The organism is Oxalobacteraceae bacterium OTU3CINTB1, assembly GCA_024123955.1.
Classification (GTDB): Bacteria; Pseudomonadota; Gammaproteobacteria; order Burkholderiales; family Burkholderiaceae_D; genus Rugamonas.
In genome coordinates this window covers 4,637,694-4,653,262 of the sequence record CP099652.1, presented here as the reverse complement: position 1 = coordinate 4,653,262, position 15,569 = coordinate 4,637,694, and the positions used below count along the sequence as shown (strand labels likewise).

The 15,569-nt window shown below is 68.9% G+C and carries 9 protein-coding genes; 5 read left to right on the top strand and 4 right to left on the bottom strand.

Features of this window, described 5'->3' with window-relative positions; all coding sequences use genetic code 11:
- Positions 1 to 48: 48 nt before the first annotated feature.
- Entirely contained in the window at positions 49 to 2,244 is a 2,196-nt protein-coding gene (locus NHH73_20025) for an ATP-binding protein (GenBank protein ID USX24891.1), read from the top strand.
- 12 nt (positions 2,245 to 2,256) lie between these two features.
- Here the strand turns inward: NHH73_20025 and NHH73_20020 are convergent, their stop codons facing one another.
- Positions 2,257 to 4,335: an EAL domain-containing protein gene (locus NHH73_20020; protein USX24890.1), complete on the bottom strand. Its 2,079-nt coding sequence runs from the start codon at positions 4,333 to 4,335 to the stop codon at positions 2,257 to 2,259.
- A gap of 213 nt (positions 4,336 to 4,548) precedes the next feature.
- On the opposite strand from NHH73_20020, the gene NHH73_20015 reads away from it, so the two are divergent.
- The 4 genes from NHH73_20015 (at position 4,549) to NHH73_20000 (ending at position 12,560) form a co-directional block, all read left to right on the top strand.
- A complete protein-coding gene (locus NHH73_20015; GenBank protein ID USX24889.1) occupies positions 4,549 to 8,814 on the top strand; it encodes an ATP-binding protein in 4,266 nt (1,421 codons plus the stop codon).
- Between the two features lie 154 nt (positions 8,815 to 8,968).
- Positions 8,969 to 9,268 carry a hypothetical protein gene (locus NHH73_20010; GenBank protein USX24888.1) on the top strand — a complete coding sequence of 100 codons (300 nt, stop codon included), beginning with the start codon at positions 8,969 to 8,971 and terminating at the stop codon, positions 9,266 to 9,268.
- A complete protein-coding gene (locus NHH73_20005; GenBank protein ID USX24887.1) occupies positions 9,265 to 10,227 on the top strand; it encodes a class I SAM-dependent methyltransferase in 963 nt (320 codons plus the stop codon). The genes NHH73_20010 and NHH73_20005 overlap by 4 nt, the downstream gene beginning before the upstream one ends.
- A gap of 38 nt (positions 10,228 to 10,265) precedes the next feature.
- Positions 10,266 to 12,560 carry a Mur ligase family protein gene (locus NHH73_20000; GenBank protein USX24886.1) on the top strand — a complete coding sequence of 765 codons (2,295 nt, stop codon included), beginning with the start codon at positions 10,266 to 10,268 and terminating at the stop codon, positions 12,558 to 12,560.
- Positions 12,561 to 12,665: 105 nt separating this feature from the next.
- Here the strand turns inward: NHH73_20000 and NHH73_19995 are convergent, their stop codons facing one another.
- The 3 genes from NHH73_19995 to NHH73_19985 form a co-directional block, all read right to left on the bottom strand.
- The gene (locus NHH73_19995) at positions 12,666 to 13,178 is read right to left on the bottom strand and encodes a DUF892 family protein (protein ID USX24885.1); all 513 of its coding nucleotides are present in this window, start codon (positions 13,176 to 13,178) and stop codon (positions 12,666 to 12,668) included.
- Positions 13,179 to 13,202: 24 nt separating this feature from the next.
- Complete coding sequence (locus NHH73_19990; GenBank protein ID USX24884.1) at positions 13,203 to 14,099, bottom strand: ZIP family metal transporter; 897 nt, start codon at positions 14,097 to 14,099, stop codon at positions 13,203 to 13,205.
- A 136-nt stretch (positions 14,100 to 14,235) separates the two neighbouring features.
- On the bottom strand, positions 14,236 to 15,228 hold the full coding sequence (locus NHH73_19985) for a manganese catalase family protein (protein ID USX24883.1): 993 nt from the start codon (positions 15,226 to 15,228) through the stop codon (positions 14,236 to 14,238).
- Between the last annotated feature and the right edge of the window lie 341 nt (positions 15,229 to 15,569).

The following is a 15,569-nucleotide window of genomic DNA, read 5'->3' as shown; positions in this document are numbered from 1 at the left end:
TTTGCTTTGATGTAGATTGGCAAGTTCGATCCATCCATCACGCTTTCTATGTCTTTTCTCACCAAGCGAACATTGTCGCTTCGGCACCTGCTTATCATCCTGACCGCGATCGGACTGCTGCCCATGGCCTTGCTGGGCGTGTGGAGCATCCACGCGGCCAGCCAGTATCAACTGCGGGAACAGGAAAGATCGATGCTCGACCTGGCGCGCGCGCTGTCGAGCGCGGCCGACGCCGAACTCGACGCCTCGGTCGCCATGCTCGCCAGCGCCGCGCGCGCACCCACCTTGATGGCCGGCGACATCGACGGTTTCTATGATGTCGCGTTCGGGCTGGCGGAGGCCCAGGCCGAATGGCAAGCTTTGATTCTGACGGACGACAAGGGCAACGTGCTGTTCAATACTGCGGCGAGGCGGGGCGCGGCGCCGCCCAGGGTGGTCGATACCGAAAGCCTGAAACGGGTGCTGGCCACGCGCCAGCCGGTGGTGGGCCACATCCTGCGAGGGTCACGGGGCCGCGCGGCGTTCCCGGTGCGCATTCCGGTGATCGACGACGATGGCGCGCTGTACACGCTCACCGCCGTGATCCGGCCCGACCGCATCGTGCAGATGATCCAGCGCCAGAGCATGCCGGAGGGCTCGGTCATCTCCATTATCGACGCCGCCGGCAAGATCGTGGCGCGCTCGCGCAACCACGAAGGCGCGGTGGCCGGCGCGCCCAGCGCCTCGCTGATGCAACTGATCGGCAGCGCCAAGTCCGAAAACGTCGGCACCGCCACCACGCTCGAGGGCGACGAGGTGGTCTCGGCCTACACCACCTTGTCGCATTACGGCTGGACGGTGGTGGTGGGGCAGCCGGCCGAGCAGTTGCGCACGGCCGCCTACCAGCGCCTGGCCGTCTACGGCGCCGGCATCCTGATCTCGCTGGGCGTCTGCATCGGCATCGCCTCGCTGCTGTCGGCGCGCATCGTCACCACCATCAAAGGGCTGCAAACGGGAGCGGCGGCGCTGGGCACCGGCGCCCCGGTCACCGTGGTGCCGTCGCGCATCGCCGAATTCCAGTTGATCGGCGCGGCGCTGGAGGAGGCCGAGCGCCAGCGCGCCGCGCAGGAGCGCGAGCGGGCGCTGCTGCTCGATTCGCTGCAGCGGGCGATGGAAAACCAGGAGGCGGCGCTGACGCGGGCGCGCGAGGCGGGCCGCGCCAAGGACGAGTTCCTCGCCGTGCTGGGCCACGAATTGCGCAACCCGCTCAGCCCCATCGTCACCTCGCTCGACCTGATGGACATGCGCGACGAGCCGGGCGCGCGGCGCGAACGCGCCGTGATGCGGCGCCAGACCAACCACCTGCGGCGGCTGGTCGACGACTTGCTCGACGTCTCGCGCATCACCTCGGGCAAGCTGCGCATCGACGCCAGACAGGTCAATTTCGCCGACGTGGTGCGGCACGCGGTGGCCGCTTCGCCGCAACCGGTGACGCTGTCGGCGCCGCCGGCGCTGTGGGTGCGCGGCGACGACAGCCGCCTGACCCAGGTGCTCAACAACCTGCTGTCGAACGCGGTGCGCTTCGGCAGCGACGACACGCGCGTCTCGCTGGCGGCCGACGGCGGCCAGGCGCGCCTGGTGGTCAGCGACAACGGCATCGGCATGGGCCGCGACCTGCTGGCGCGGGTGTTCGAACCGTTCATGCAGGCGCCGCAGACCTTGGAGCGCCGCACCGGCGGGCTGGGACTGGGGCTGGCGATCGTGCGCAAGCTGGTCGAGCTGCACGGGGGCGCCGTCACGGCCGACAGCGACGGTACGGGCCGGGGCAGCCGCTTCGAGGTGGTGCTGCCGCTGAGCGAGGCGGCGGCCGATGCGCCGCAGGACGCGCCGCGCGGCGCCAGCGCCGGGGTGCGCGTGCTGCTGGTGGACGACAACGTCGACGCCGCCACGTCCGGCGCGGCGCTGCTCGAACAGCTGGGCCACGAGGTGCGCGTGCTGCACAGCGCGGAGGCGGCGCTGGCGCAGTTCCGCCAGTACGCGCCGGCGGTGGCCATCCTCGACATAGGCCTGCCGGACATGGACGGCTACGCGCTGGCGGCGGCGCTGCGGCGCGCGCAGGGCGGCGCGCCGTTGAAGCTGGTGGCGCTGACCGGGTACGGGCAGAAGGAGGATGTCGAACGGGCCGCCGCGGCCGGGTTCGACCTGCACCTGACCAAGCCGGCCAGCGCCGAGGAGCTCGAGCGGGCGGCCAGCGTGACCGGGTGACGGGCCGCCCGTCTAGCCGTGCAGGGCGCTTTCGCGGCCGACCGCGTAGCCCTGCGCGAAGTCGATGCCGATGCTGCCGATCACATCCAGGGTGACCGTGTCCTCGACGTACTCGGCGATCGTCTGGATGCCGATCACCTGGCCGACCTTGTGGATCGCCTCGACCATCGCCCGGTGCACCGGGTTGTCGGCGATGCCGCGGATGAAGGAGCCGTCGATCTTGAGAAAGTCGACCGGCAGCGATTTCAGATAGCCGAACGACGACACGCCGCTGCCGAAATCGTCGAGCGAAAACCGGCACCCGAGCAGCTTGAGCCGCGCCATCAGCTCCTGCGCCTTGGGCAGGTTGCGGATCGCCGCCGTCTCGGTGATCTCGAAGCAGAGCTGCGCCGGGTCGACGCCGTGGTCGACGAACTGGTCGATGATGAATTGGTGCAGCTTGTCGTCGTTCATCGACGGCCCGGACAGGTTGACCGCGTACAGCGGCCGCGTGCCGTTGCCCGGCGTCCCGGCCGCCTGCGCTGCGGCGATATGCCGGCACACCGCGCGGATGACCCAGCGGTCCAGCATCGGCATCATATGGTAGCGCTCGGCGGCCGGGATGAAGCGGTCGGGCCGGATCACCTCGCCGGCGTCATCCTTGAGCCGCAACAGGATTTCCTCGTGGGGTTGGTGGTTGCTCTGCAGGCCGGCGATCGGCATCGAGTACAGCGTGAAGCGGTCGTGCTGCAAGGCGTCGTTCAGGCGCGGCACCCACATCATCTCGGTGTGCCGCCGCGCCAGCGCCGCGTCGCTCTCGGAATAGACGTGGATGCGGTTGCGGCCCTGGTCCTTGGCCATGTAGCAGGCCTCGTCGGCCGCGACCAGCAAATCGCTGACGGACTTGCTGTCGGCGCTGATCTCGACCATGCCGATGCTGGCGCCGATCTCGAAGCTGTGCTCGTCCCAGACGAAGCGGAAATCCTTGACCAGCTGGCGGATCTCCTCGGCGATCAGGCGCGCCTGGTCGAACTTGCAATAGCCGAGCAGCACGGCGAGCTCGTCGCCGCCAAGGCGCGCCAGCACGTCGCTGTCGCGCATCTTCTCCTGCAGCAGGTTGGCCAGGATCTGCAGCAGCGCATCGCCGGCGGCGTGGCCGGCCGTGTCGTTGACCAGCTTGAACCGGTCCAGGTCGATGTACAGCAGCGCGTGCGTGTGGTCGTCGTGTTTGGACACGTGCAGCGCGTGGGCGACGTGCCGCTCGAACTCGCGCCGGTTGCACAGGCCGGTCAGCACGTCGTGGCTGGCGTGCCAGGACAGCTGGCTCGACAGGGCGCGCTGGTGGGTGACGTCGCGGAACACCAGCACCGCCCCCAGCATGTCGCCGTTGGTCTGGCGGATCGGCGCGGCGGTGTCCTCGACGGCGATGCGGCGGCCATCGCGCGTGACCATCATCGCGTGCGCGGACAGGCCGACCGCCTCGCGTTTGAGCAGGCATTTGTAGACGGCGTGCTCGATGGGCAGGCCGCCGGCCTCGTCGACGAGCGGCAGCACCTCGCTGACGTCGCGGCCGGCGGCGCGCGCGCGCGTCCAGCCGGTCAGCCGCTCGGCCGCGCCATTGAGATAGCGGGTGGTGCCGTATTGATCGGTGGTGATGACGCCATCGCCGATGCAATCGAGGGTCACCTCGGCCATGCGTTCGCGGTCCCGGGCGACGCGTTCCTGCTCGACCGCGGCGCTCACGTCCCAGATCAGCCCAAGCGTGCGCACCGGCGCGCCCTGGTCGTCGCATAATATCTTTGCCTGGGCGCGCAGCCAGCGCAGCGCGCCATCGGCCGAATGCAGCCGGTAGCCGACCTGGTAGTCGCCGCGCGCGTCGATCGTGCTTTGCATGGTATCGAGCAGCGCCTCGCGGTCGTCCTCGTGCACCATCGCCAGGAAGCGCGGGAACGGCTGCTCGGTCTCCTGCGCGGGCAGGCCGATCATGGCGGCGCCGCGCGCCGACCACAGAATCGTGCCTTCGACCGCCCGTCCATTGACGACGGTGGCGTCCCAAATGGCCATGCCGGCCGCGTCGATCGCCATGCGCGACCGCAATTCATGCTCATCCATGCTCATCCTGTCACGTAGCGCGTTGATACAACTCAATACTGGTGCTTTTTCCGAAGAAGCAATTGATAAAACGCAAACGAACACGTAAAACGGGGGCGAATCGGCGGAAAGTTGGCGGAAACGAATGGCGAAAGGCCTGGGCGCCGCCGTCCGGTTATACTGCCGGGTGTGCGGCGGCAGTGGCCCGCCAGCGGCAAGTCATTCGGGGGATAGATGGTGCAGCAGGTGACGGCGGGGACCGGTGCGACGGAGTCGGCGGACGATTTGAGCTGGCTGTCCGGCGGCGGCGAAATGGGGCAACTGATCCGCTCGATGGACTGGTCCGCGACCGCGCTCGGGCCGCTCTCGGGCTGGCCGCAAAGCCTGCGCACCTCGGTCAGCCTGTGCCTGTCGTCGACCTTCCCGATCCTGGTGGCCTGGGGCCCGGACGATATCCAGATCTACAATGACGCCTACCGTCCGATCTGCGGCGCCAAGCATCCGGAGGCGATGGGCGCGCCGTTCAAGATCTGCTGGGCCACGGCGCTGCCGGTGGTCGGCGACGCCTTCGACCGCGCCCACGCCGGCGAGGGCGTCTACATCCGCGACCAGCGCATGTTCCTGGACCGCTACGGCTACCTTGAAGAAGCGTTCATGACGTTCTCGTTCTCGCCGATCCGGGTCGAATCGGGCAATGTCGGCGGCATTTTCCATCCGATCACCGAATCGACGGCGCAGGTGCTCAACGCCCGCCGCACGCAGAACCTGCGCGACCTGACCGGCCGCATCGCCCGCTCGCGCACCATCGCCGAGCTGGCGGGGCTGATGGAACCAGACAGCGACACGCTGGCGCTGGACGTGCCGTTCATGCTGCTGTATGAACTGGTGGAAGCCCGGCCGGAGGAGGGCGCCGCCAGCCTGCGCCTGCGCGGGCGCACCGGCCTGCCCGCCGGCAGCGCGCTGGCGCCGGCCGTGGTGGCCGCGGACTCGGGCGATGGCTGGGATTTCGCCGCCGCGCTGGCGCTGGCCGACGGCCGCCACGTCGACGACCTGGCGCGCCGCTTCGGCGCCTTCGAGTGCGCGCCGTATCCGGAAGCGCCGGCCGGCGCCATGCTGCTACCGCTGTTCGTGGCCGGCAGCGACCAGCCTTACGGCATGCTGGTGGCCGGCGTGAGCGCCCGGCGCGCGCTCGACGACGACTACCGCAATTTTTATGAACTGCTGCGCGCCGCCTTCAACACCGCCATCGGCAATGTGCTGGCATACGAGCAGGAGCAGCGCCGCGCCGCCGCGCTGGCCGAAATCGACAAGGCCAAGACGGCGTTCTTTTCCAACGTCTCGCACGAATTCCGCACCCCGCTGACCTTGATCCTGGGACCGCTGGAGGACGCGCTGGCCGACGCCGGCGAACCGCTGGCGCCGCGCCAGCGCGAGCGCATCGACCTCACCAACCGCAACGCGCTGCGCCTGCTCAAGCTGGTCAACTCGCTGCTGGACTTTTCGCGCATCGAGGCCGGCCGGGTGCAGGCCCGCTACGCCCCGGCCGACCTGGCGCGGCTGACGGCCAACCTGGCCAGCGTGTTCACCGCCGCGATGGACAAGGCCGGCCTGGCCTACCACGTCGACACGCCGGCGCTGGCCGCGCCGGTCTACGTCGATCTGGACATGTGGGAAAAGATCGTCTTCAACCTGCTGTCGAACGCCTTCAAGTTCACGCTGTCGGGCGCGGTGACGGTGACCCTGGCGCCCGCCGCCGATGGCCGCGCCGCGCGCCTGACGGTGCGCGACACCGGCAGCGGCATTCCGGCGGCCGAGCTGCCCAGGGTGTTCGAGCGCTTCCACCGCGTCGAGGGGGTGCAGGGCCGCAGCTACGAGGGCACCGGCATCGGCCTGGCGCTGATCCAGGAGCTGGTGCGCCTGCACGGCGGCGACATCGGCGTCGAGAGCGAAGTCGGCGTCGGCACCGCCTTCCACGTCGACATTCCGTTCGGCGCCGCGCACCTGCCGCCGCAGTACGTGGTGGCGCTGCCGGACCGCGACGACGACGCCCGCATGGGCGCCGCCTTCGTCGAGGAGGCGCTGCGCTGGCTGCCCGACGAACCGGCCGCCCCCCCGGCCGGCGATGCCACGCCCGCGTTGGCGTTGGCGCCGGCGCCCATCGCGGCGGCGCGTGCGCGCATCCTGGTCGCCGACGACAACCAGGACATGCGCGGCTACGTGCGCACGCTGCTCGAGCGCGAGTACATCGTCCAGACCTGCGCCGACGGCGAGGCGGCGATGGAGGCCATCCTGCGCGATCCGCCCGACCTGCTGCTGAGCGATGTGATGATGCCGCGCCTCGACGGCTTCGGCCTGATGCGGCGCATCCGCGAGCACCCGGCGGTGGCCGGCCTGCCGATCATCCTGCTGTCCGCGCGCGCCGGCCAGGAGGCCAAGATCGAGGGGCTGGAGGCGGGCGCCGACGATTACCTGGTCAAGCCGTTCGCGGCCAACGAGCTGCTGGCGCGCATCCGCAACCACATCGAGCTGGCGCGCGAGCGGCGCCAGGCCACCATCGCGCTGCGCCAGCGCGAGGAGTATTTCCGTTCGCTGGTGAACGCCTCGCCGGCGATGATCTGGACCACCGACGCGCATGGGCATCGCGATTTCCTGAGCCAGCGCTGGTCCGACTACACCGGGCGCTCGCTGCAAGAGGACCTGGGGCGCGGCTGGCTGGAACTGATCCACGCCGATGACGCCGCCCGGGTGGAGGAAGCCTACAGCGCCGCCTTCGGCAAGGCCGCGCCGTTTTCCGTCGATTACCGCCTGCGCAATCGCCACGGCGCCTTCCGCTGGATGATCGACGCCGGCGCGCCGCGTTTCGACCAGGACGGCAAACTGCTCGGCCACATCGGCACGCTGGTCGACGTCCACGAGCGGCGCCTGCTGCAGGATCGTTTCGCCAACGTCACGCGCGCCAGCGGCATCGGCGTCTGGTACGCGGACGCGCCGCTGTCGCTGATGCAGCCCAACGCCCAGCTGCGCAAGCAATTCGGCCTGCCGACCGAGGGGCCGGTGACGATGGCGCAGTTCTACCTGCGCGTGCACCACGAGGACCGGGCCCGCGTCGAAGGCGACTTCCACAGCGCGATGATCGAGGGCGTGGCCTACGACGACGAGTTCCGCGTCGCGCTGACCGTCTCCTCCACGGCGGCACAGGCGACGGCGCGCTGGATACGCATGATCGCCTGGTGCCAGCGCACGGAGGGGAAGGAGGGCGGCGTGGCCCATTTCGACGGCGTCACGCTCGATGTCTCGGACCAGAAAAGCGGCGAGCACGAACTGCGCGCGATGACGGCCGAGCTGTCGCAAGCCAACCAGGCGCAGCGCGAATTCCTGGTGACCCTGGCGCACGAGCTGCGCAACCCGCTGGCGCCGATCCGCAGCGGCCTGGAAATGATGCGCGCGCACGACCTGGCGCGCGACGAGTTCGAACGCGTGCGGGCGATGATGGAGCGCCAGGTCGGCCACCTGGTGCATCTGGTGGACGACTTGCTGGACCTGGCGCGCATCGCGCGCGGCAAGGAGGTGCTGGTGCACAGCCTGGTGGACCTGGACCAGGTGGTGCGCGGCGCGGTCGAGATCAGCATGCCGCTGATGGACGCCAAGGCCCACCGCCTGCTGGTGTCGGCGCCGTCGAACGCGCCGCCGGTGTGGCTGGACGCGCACCGCGTGGCGCAGGTGATCGGCAACCTGCTCAACAACGCCGCCAAGTACACGCCCGACGGCGGCACCATCGAGTTGATGGCGGTGGTCGAGGCCGGGGAGTTGACGGTGACGGTGCGCGACAACGGCGTCGGCATCCCGGCCGAGGCCTTGCCGACCGTGTTCGACATGTTCACCCAGGTGCCCGGCAGCGAGGGCCAGGCGCAAGGCGGGCTCGGCATCGGCCTGAACCTGGTGCGCCGGCTGGTCGAGCTGCACGGCGGCGAGGTCTTCGCGCACAGCGGCGGGGCCGGACAGGGCAGCGCGTTTACCTTGCGCCTGCCGGTGACGCCGTCGCTGGCGGCCGAGACGATGGCCTTAACGGCGCCGGAGGCACAGCCGGCGCCGGCTGTGCGGCGCATCGACGAGGCGTCGGCCAGCAGCCTGCGGGTGCTGGTGGTCGACGACAACGTCGATGCCGCCGAGACCCTGACCGCGTTGCTGGAGTTCAAGGGCCATACGGTGGGGGTGGCGCACGACGGCCCGCAGGCGCTGGCCGCCGCGCTGTCGCTGTTGCCGCAGGTGGTGTTCCTCGACATCGGCCTGCCGGGTATGAGCGGCTACGATGTCGCGCGCGAGTTGCGGGCGACGCCGGCCTTGGACGGGGTCACCTTGATCGCACTGACGGGCTGGGGCACGGACGCCGACCGCCTCAAAACGGACGCGGCCGGGTTCGACCACCATTTGACCAAACCGGTCAGTTTCGACGAGATATTGCGCATGCTCACGGAACTCGAGCGCAAGCGAAATAGCTGACGCGGGCACGGGCGCGGACAAAAGCGGTAACGGAAATGCGTCTATCGTGTGGTGCCTCACACATGCGCGACGAATTACCGCCGCGCGCGATTGAAAAATTCTAGTTTTGCCTAGTAAAATGTTAATAATAAAGCATTTCTAGCAAGGAGTTTTCATGTCTCAGCCCAAACCCTACGATCCGAACGCAATGCTCGACACCATCCTGGCGAAAATGCAGCTGCGCAATGACGCAGCGCTGTCACGCTTGCTGGAAATTCAGGCCCCCGTGATCAGTAAAATCCGTCACCACCGCATGCCGGTCAGCGGCGCGCTGCTGGTGCGCATCCACGAGGCCACCGGCCTTAGCGTGCGCACTTTGCAGGACCTGATGGGCGACCGCCGCAGCAAATTCCGCCTGTCCTCGGCCCAAGGCCGCGCCGGTGCCCAGACCGACACCGCCGCCGGTGCCGAATGACGTTGTCTGCGACGCTAGCCGGTGACGAGATGTTGGCGCTGGCCGCGCTGCTGCGCAAACGTGGTTACCGCTTCACCACCGTCACGCCGGCCACTCACGGCCGCGTATTGAATCGCCCGGTCGGGCAGACTGCGCCGTGCCTGCGCGATATCTTCGGCTGGAGCAAGCCCTTCACCGCGGATCAGATCGAACCGATGGTCCTGTCGCAGATGCAAAAAGCGGGCGTGCTGCGCGACGATGCCGGCACGCTCCGCAGTACCGTGCGCGCCTCGACCATCGGCGAGCATCTCTACTTTCACTCCGCCTATCCGACCGGCGACGCCGAGTCGGTGTTCCTGGGACCGGACACCTACCGCTTCGTGCGCGCGGCCGGCCAGGTGCTCGACCAACTCGGCGACGGTTCCGGCGCCGGCGTGCGGCGCGCGGCCGACATCGGCTGCGGCGCCGGGCCGGGCGCCATCATGCTGGCCAAGCGCTTTCCGGAGGCGCAGATCTATGCCGTCGACATCAATCCGCGCGCGCTGGCGCTGGCCGAGGTCAACAGCCGGCTGGCCGGCGCCGCCAACGTCGCCTGCGTGCACAGCGACATGCTGTCGGCCCTGGACGGCGAGTTCGACCTGATCATCTCCAATCCGCCGTACCTGCTCGACGCCGAACAGCGCGCCTACCGCCACGGTGGCGGCGAACTGGGCGCCGGTTTGTCGCTGCGCATCGTCGAAGCGGCGATCGCGCGGCTGGCGCCGGGCGGCACCCTGCTGCTGTACACCGGCGTGGCGATCGACAACGGCGAGGACCCGTTCCTGCGGCAGGCCGGCCTCATGCTCGAAGCGGCGCGGCTGTCGTGGAAGTACGAGGAAATCGATCCCGACGTGTTTGGCGAGGAACTCGATACCCCGGCCTATGCCGGCGTCGACCGCATCGCCGCCGTCATGCTGCTGGCCCGAAAGGGTGCTGCTTAGTGAAGATATGGTGATGAAGATATTGTGATGAAGGTTTTATGATGAAGGTTTTACGGCAGCGCTTGCTGCGGGGCGCCAACCTGTATAGCCGCTTTCCGTGCATCGCCGCGACCATCGCGTTCGATGCCACCGATGTGCCGCCGGCGGACGTCGCCGCTGCCGTGGCGCGGCAATTGGCGTCGCCTGCGCCCACGTCGGCGAGCGCCGATTTCGGCCAGCTGGTGGCGCAGGTCACGTTGCAGTTGCAGCGCTCGTGCGGCCACGCGCTCGATTTCGCCCACGCGGAAGCGCTGTCGCCCGGTTCGGCGCGGCGCCGCGTGGTGATCCAGTACGCGCTCGAGCACGTGGCGCAGCGGGCGCTGGCGATTTCGCTCGATATCGTCGGCGCCGCCATGCGCGGCGAGACCTGCGATGTCGCCGGGGCGCTGGCCGCGCTGCGCGCGCTGGCGGCCGGTCTGGCGCTGCCGCCGCGCGTCGGCGAACTGGCGCGCCAGGCGCGCGCGCTTGGGATTCCCGTGCTGCGCGCCAGCGAGCACGCCGACCTCGTCCAATTCGGCCAGGGCAGCCGGCAGTGGCGCTTCGTCGACGCGCCGGTGGCCGACACGCCGCTGCTGACCAATACCGTCGTGCGCGACCGCCTGCTGACGCGGGCGTTGATGGTCGAGGCTAATATCGATGTGCCGGCCGGCACCACCGTCAACCGGCTCGAGGACGCGCTGCGCGTCGGCCGCCGTTACGACTGGCAGGCGGTGGTCAAGAGCCGCCAGGTCACCGGCGACGACCGCCAATGGCGCTGCACCAGCGAGGCCGAGCTGACGGCGGCGTTCGCGCTGGTGCACGCGGCCGGTGGCGATGTCGTCATCGACAGCTTTGAAGACGGCCCGCTCGCCATCGTGTCGGTGGGCCCGGACGGCGCCCTGCACGCGTCGGCCGAGGTGCGCCATCTGTGCGCCGGCGCGGCCGCCAAGCTGGGACTGGCCGAGGCGCGCGTCAGCGTCGTCGAGAGCGGGGTGGGGCCGCTGGTGACCGCGATCAGCGGCGGCCACGCGTCGGCCGACGTCGCCGACGCCGCCACGCGAGCGCGCCGGATGCTGGCGCAGCCGGACCAGGGCCGCATCCCGCTGATCGCGGTCACCGGCACCAACGGCAAGACCACCACCACGTTGATGATCGCGCACGCGGTCCGGCTGGCGGGGCTGCGCACCGGCCACACCACCACGCAAGGTATCTTCATCGGCGAGCGGATGGTCGGCCACGGCGACTGCACCGGTTACTGGTCGCACCGCACCGTGCTTGGTTCCCCCGACGTCGATTTCGCCGTGCTCGAGACCGCGCGCGGCGGCCTGCTCAAGCGCGGCCTGGCGTTCGACGCCTGCTCGGTGGGCGTCATGCTCAACGTCTCGGACGACCACCTCGGCCTCGATGGCGTGGAGACCATCGAGGATCTCGCGCGCGTCAAGTCGACGGTGATCGCGGGCGCGCGAACGGCTGTGCTCAACGCCGACGATCCGCATTGCGTGGCCGCGCGCGCGCGCCTGGCGCCGGACGCCGCCACCATTTTCTTTTCGATGGACCCGGCCAACGCCACCTTGCTCGCGCATCTGGCCGACGGCGGCTGCGGCGTGTGGCTGCAGGACGAGACGATCGTGCTGGCCGAGGGCGCCGGCGGCGCGGTTCAGCCGGTCATCGGCGCGGCCGCGATTCCGGCCACCGTCGGCGGCATGGCCCGCTATAACATCGCCAACAGCCTGGCGGCGACCGCGGCGTTATACGCGGCCGGTTTCAGCGCCGCGCATATCGCCGCGGCGCTGGCCAGTTTCGTTTCCGACGCCGCGACCAATCCCTTGCGCTCGAATATCTTCGCGGTGCGCGACTTCCACATCGTGCTCGATTACGCGCATAACCCGGCCGCCTACGCGGCGCTGGGCGCGATGGCGCGCGGCATGGCGGCACGCACGCCGGGCGCGCGCGTGTTCGGCGTGGTGACGTCGCCGGGCGACCGGCGCGACGCCGACCTGCGCCGCATCGGCGAGACCTGCGCCGAAGCGTTCGACGTGCTATTCGTCTACGAGTCGCTGGCGCGTGGCCGGCCAGCGGGCGAGGCGGCCGCCGTCATCGGCGAAGGCGTGCGCTCGGCGGCCGCCCGGCCGGTAACTATGCAAACCTTTGGAGGGGCGGCCGAGGCGTTGCGCGCCGCTTACCGCCAATGCGGCGCAGGTGATGTGCTGGTGTTCGCCTGCGGAACCGCTGTCTCGACCTTGATCGAGGGCGTGCGCGCCATCGACCCTGAGGGCGCCGCCGCGATCGAGTCGCAACTGGGCGGCGCGGCCTGACCCGATTTTGTAGGGCGGATTAGGCGGAACGCCGTAATCCGCCATGAGCCGTCGACGGCTCATGGCGGATTACGCTCCGCTAATCCGCCCTACGCGGTTTTTGGTTCAGACCTTGGCTTCGACACCCGGCGTGGCGTCGCGCACCAGGAAAGCGGTGGTGGTCGAGGGCAGGTTTTGCAGCAGCCAGGCGGCCATTGCCTGCTCCTGCTTGAGGATCGCTTCGCACACGGCCTGCGTCTGGGTGTCGCCGGCCACGCCGGCGGCGGCGATCAGCGCCGTGTAGCTGGCGATCTCCAGGTTCTCGAAGATGTAGCCGGCCATGGCGCCCTTGACCACTTCGTCGCTGGCGAACATGCCGCCGACGGCCTGGCCGAACGCCATCATCTTGCCGCCCATGTCCTTGATGATCGAGGGGCTGCTGCCCAGCCGGGACAGGCAGGCCTCAAGCTGCTCGCGCTGCCAGCGGGTTTCCTCGATGTGCTGGACGATGCGCTCGCGCAGCGCGGGATAATGTTCCAGCCGCGAGGCCTGGGCCTCGAGCATGGACTCGGCCTGCTGTTCCATCCCGTGCGCGTCGCGCAGCCAGTCGACCAGATTTTCGTTTGCGGAATTCGTCATCATGTCACTCCATAGTGTGGGGTTTCAGGAAAGCGCGGTGTCGAGCACCATCATCACGATGAAGCCGATCACCAGCGCGCAAGAGGCGGTCTTGCAATGGCCATGGCGGTGCGCCTCGGGCACGACGTCGTGGCAGATTACATACAGCATGGCGCCGGCCGCGCTGGCCAGGCCCCACGGCAGGAAGCGGGCGCTGGCCTCGATCAGCAGCGCGCCGCTGACCGCGGCCAGCGGTTCGACCAGCCCCGACACGGCGCCCAGCACGGCGGAAAATACGCGGCCGTAGCCGACCGATCGCAGGGCGATGGCCACCACCAGCCCTTCCGGGATGTCCTGGATGGCGATGCCCATCGCCAGGGTGTGGGCCTTGGCCGCGTCGACGCCGCCGTAGCCGACGCCGATTGCCAGGCCTTCGGGCAAGTTGTGGATCGCCACCGCGCCGACGAACAGCCAGGCGCGCGTCATGGCGGTGGTGTCGGTGCGGGCCGCGCCGTCGTCCAGCACGTGCTCCGAACGCACCAGGTAACCGAGCAGCATCACCAACAGCATGCCGAGCAGGATGCCGCCGCCGACCGTCATGCTGGCGACGGCCGAGCTGGCCCCGGCGCTCTTGCTGGCGTTAATCGCCGGCAGCACCAGCGAGAAAGATGTCGCCGCCAGCATGATGCCGCCGCCGAGGCCGAGCGCGGCGTCATAGGTGCGCTGCGAAAATTTCTGCGCCAGCAGCACGGGCAGCGTGCCCACAGCCGTGGCGGCGGCGGCCCACAGGCCGGCTGTCAGCGCCAGTTGCGCGGGAGCTGGCAGCGACGCGATCGCCAGCGCCAGGTCGCGCGTGAGCAGCAGTGTGCCGAGGACGCCGATGAAGGCGCCCATGGCGAGGCGCCAGGTGGGGCGGTGGCCGGATCTGAGCATGGGGTTCATTTCTCTGGTTTTCTCCTGATGGTGCGGCCATCTTATGGCGGCTGCAAAGCCGCGTCTGTCGGTGCGCAACGCGTGCAGATGTAAGACGGCGCTCGCACGATTTTGTTTAGCCCCCCGGGCATCCGGCCACTCCGGCTCAGCTCAACGGACGCTGGCCGTCGCCGCCGCGGCCATCGGCGCCGGGCGGAAGGCCGGCCGGGTCGATGGCCGCGTCGAGCCCGTCATCGTCGTCCGGCGCCCCGGCCGCCATCCCCGGCGCCATGCCGGCACCCAGCTCGGCCCCGGTCACCGGTTCGACGGCCGGATTGGACATGGTGCGCGCGGCCATCTGGCTCAGCACCGTTTCCTCCATCGACGTCAGGCCGACGCGCGCGCCGCCATCGCCGCCGTCGACCGCCATCTGCTGCGCGGGATCGCTGACGACGCGCCATTTCGGTCCGCTGTTCCAGGGGCCCTGCATTTCCGGCCCGCCCTGCGACATATTGAAGTAGACGCTGGTGAACTCGGCACGGCCCGGACGTTTACCCGGCGGGAAGTTCGGCTCGATCGCGTACAGCGCCTTCTCGAATGACTTCTGATGGGCGATCTCGCGCGTCATCAGGAAACCGAGCGCCTCCTTGACGCCGGGATCGGTGGTCAGGTTGATCAGGCGTTCGTAGACGATCTTGGCGCGCGCCTCGGCCGCGATGTTCGAGCGCAGGTCGGCCGTCGGCTCGCCGATGGTGTCGATGTAGGCGGCCGTCCACGGCACGCCACCCGAATTGACCAGCGGCGCGCCGGCGCCGTACAGCACCTGCGTGAGGTGGCTGTCGTTGCCGGCACCGGTGATCGAGCGATACAGTTCGCCTTCCTCCTCGACGCCCTCGGCCAGGCGGCCTTTGGCGCCCTTGTTGAGCATGCAGACGATGTTGCCGATGACTTCGAGGTGGCTCAGTTCCTCGGTGGCGATATCGAACAGCATGTCCTTGCGGCCTGGATCGTCCTCGGCGACCGCCTGCGTGAAGTAGCGCATGGCGGCGGCCAGCTCGCCTTGGGGTCCGCCGAATTGTTCGAGCATCAGATTGGCCAGGCCGGGATTGGTTTCGCTGACGCGCACCGTGTACTGCAACCGCTTATTGTGAGCAAACATACTTTTCTCCTGTTGGTTGGCGAACGGGTGTTGAGCGCGATGCCGAGCCCGATACCGAACTCATGCATCGAACAGTCATGCTATGTCGTCGGCGCGAGGCGTGACATCGGCGCGCCGCCCCCGCTGATGTAAGACTGCGCTGGCAAAATTTTCCCACCACAAATATGCAGCGGCAGCGCACGAAATTGTTGAGTAATTCAGGTCGAATGCAATCAAAAACCGTCGGTCAAAAAACGCCAGCGCATTCCTACTTGATGATGTCGCATGCGCCGATAGGTGCGGTTGTTCGTCACGCTTAAGATGACCTTTCTCGAGTTTGCTTCTGCAAAACGGCAGACCGA

Bases quoted from the DNA above. Each gene is read 5' to 3' on its own strand.
- NHH73_20005 (USX24887.1), top strand. From the start codon at position 9,265: ATGACGTTGTCTGCGACGCTAGCCGGTGACGAGATGTTGGCGCTGGCC.
- NHH73_20015 (USX24889.1), top strand. From the start codon at position 4,549: ATGGTGCAGCAGGTGACGGCGGGGACCGGTGCGACGGAGTCGGCGGAC.
- NHH73_19985 (USX24883.1), bottom strand. From the start codon at position 15,228: ATGTTTGCTCACAATAAGCGGTTGCAGTACACGGTGCGCGTCAGCGAA.
- NHH73_20020 (USX24890.1), bottom strand. From the start codon at position 4,335: ATGGATGAGCATGAATTGCGGTCGCGCATGGCGATCGACGCGGCCGGC.
- NHH73_20025 (USX24891.1), top strand. From the start codon at position 49: ATGTCTTTTCTCACCAAGCGAACATTGTCGCTTCGGCACCTGCTTATC.
- NHH73_20000 (USX24886.1), top strand. From the start codon at position 10,266: ATGATGAAGGTTTTACGGCAGCGCTTGCTGCGGGGCGCCAACCTGTAT.
- NHH73_19990 (USX24884.1), bottom strand. From the start codon at position 14,099: ATGAACCCCATGCTCAGATCCGGCCACCGCCCCACCTGGCGCCTCGCC.
- NHH73_19995 (USX24885.1), bottom strand. From the start codon at position 13,178: ATGACGAATTCCGCAAACGAAAATCTGGTCGACTGGCTGCGCGACGCG.
- NHH73_20010 (USX24888.1), top strand. From the start codon at position 8,969: ATGTCTCAGCCCAAACCCTACGATCCGAACGCAATGCTCGACACCATC.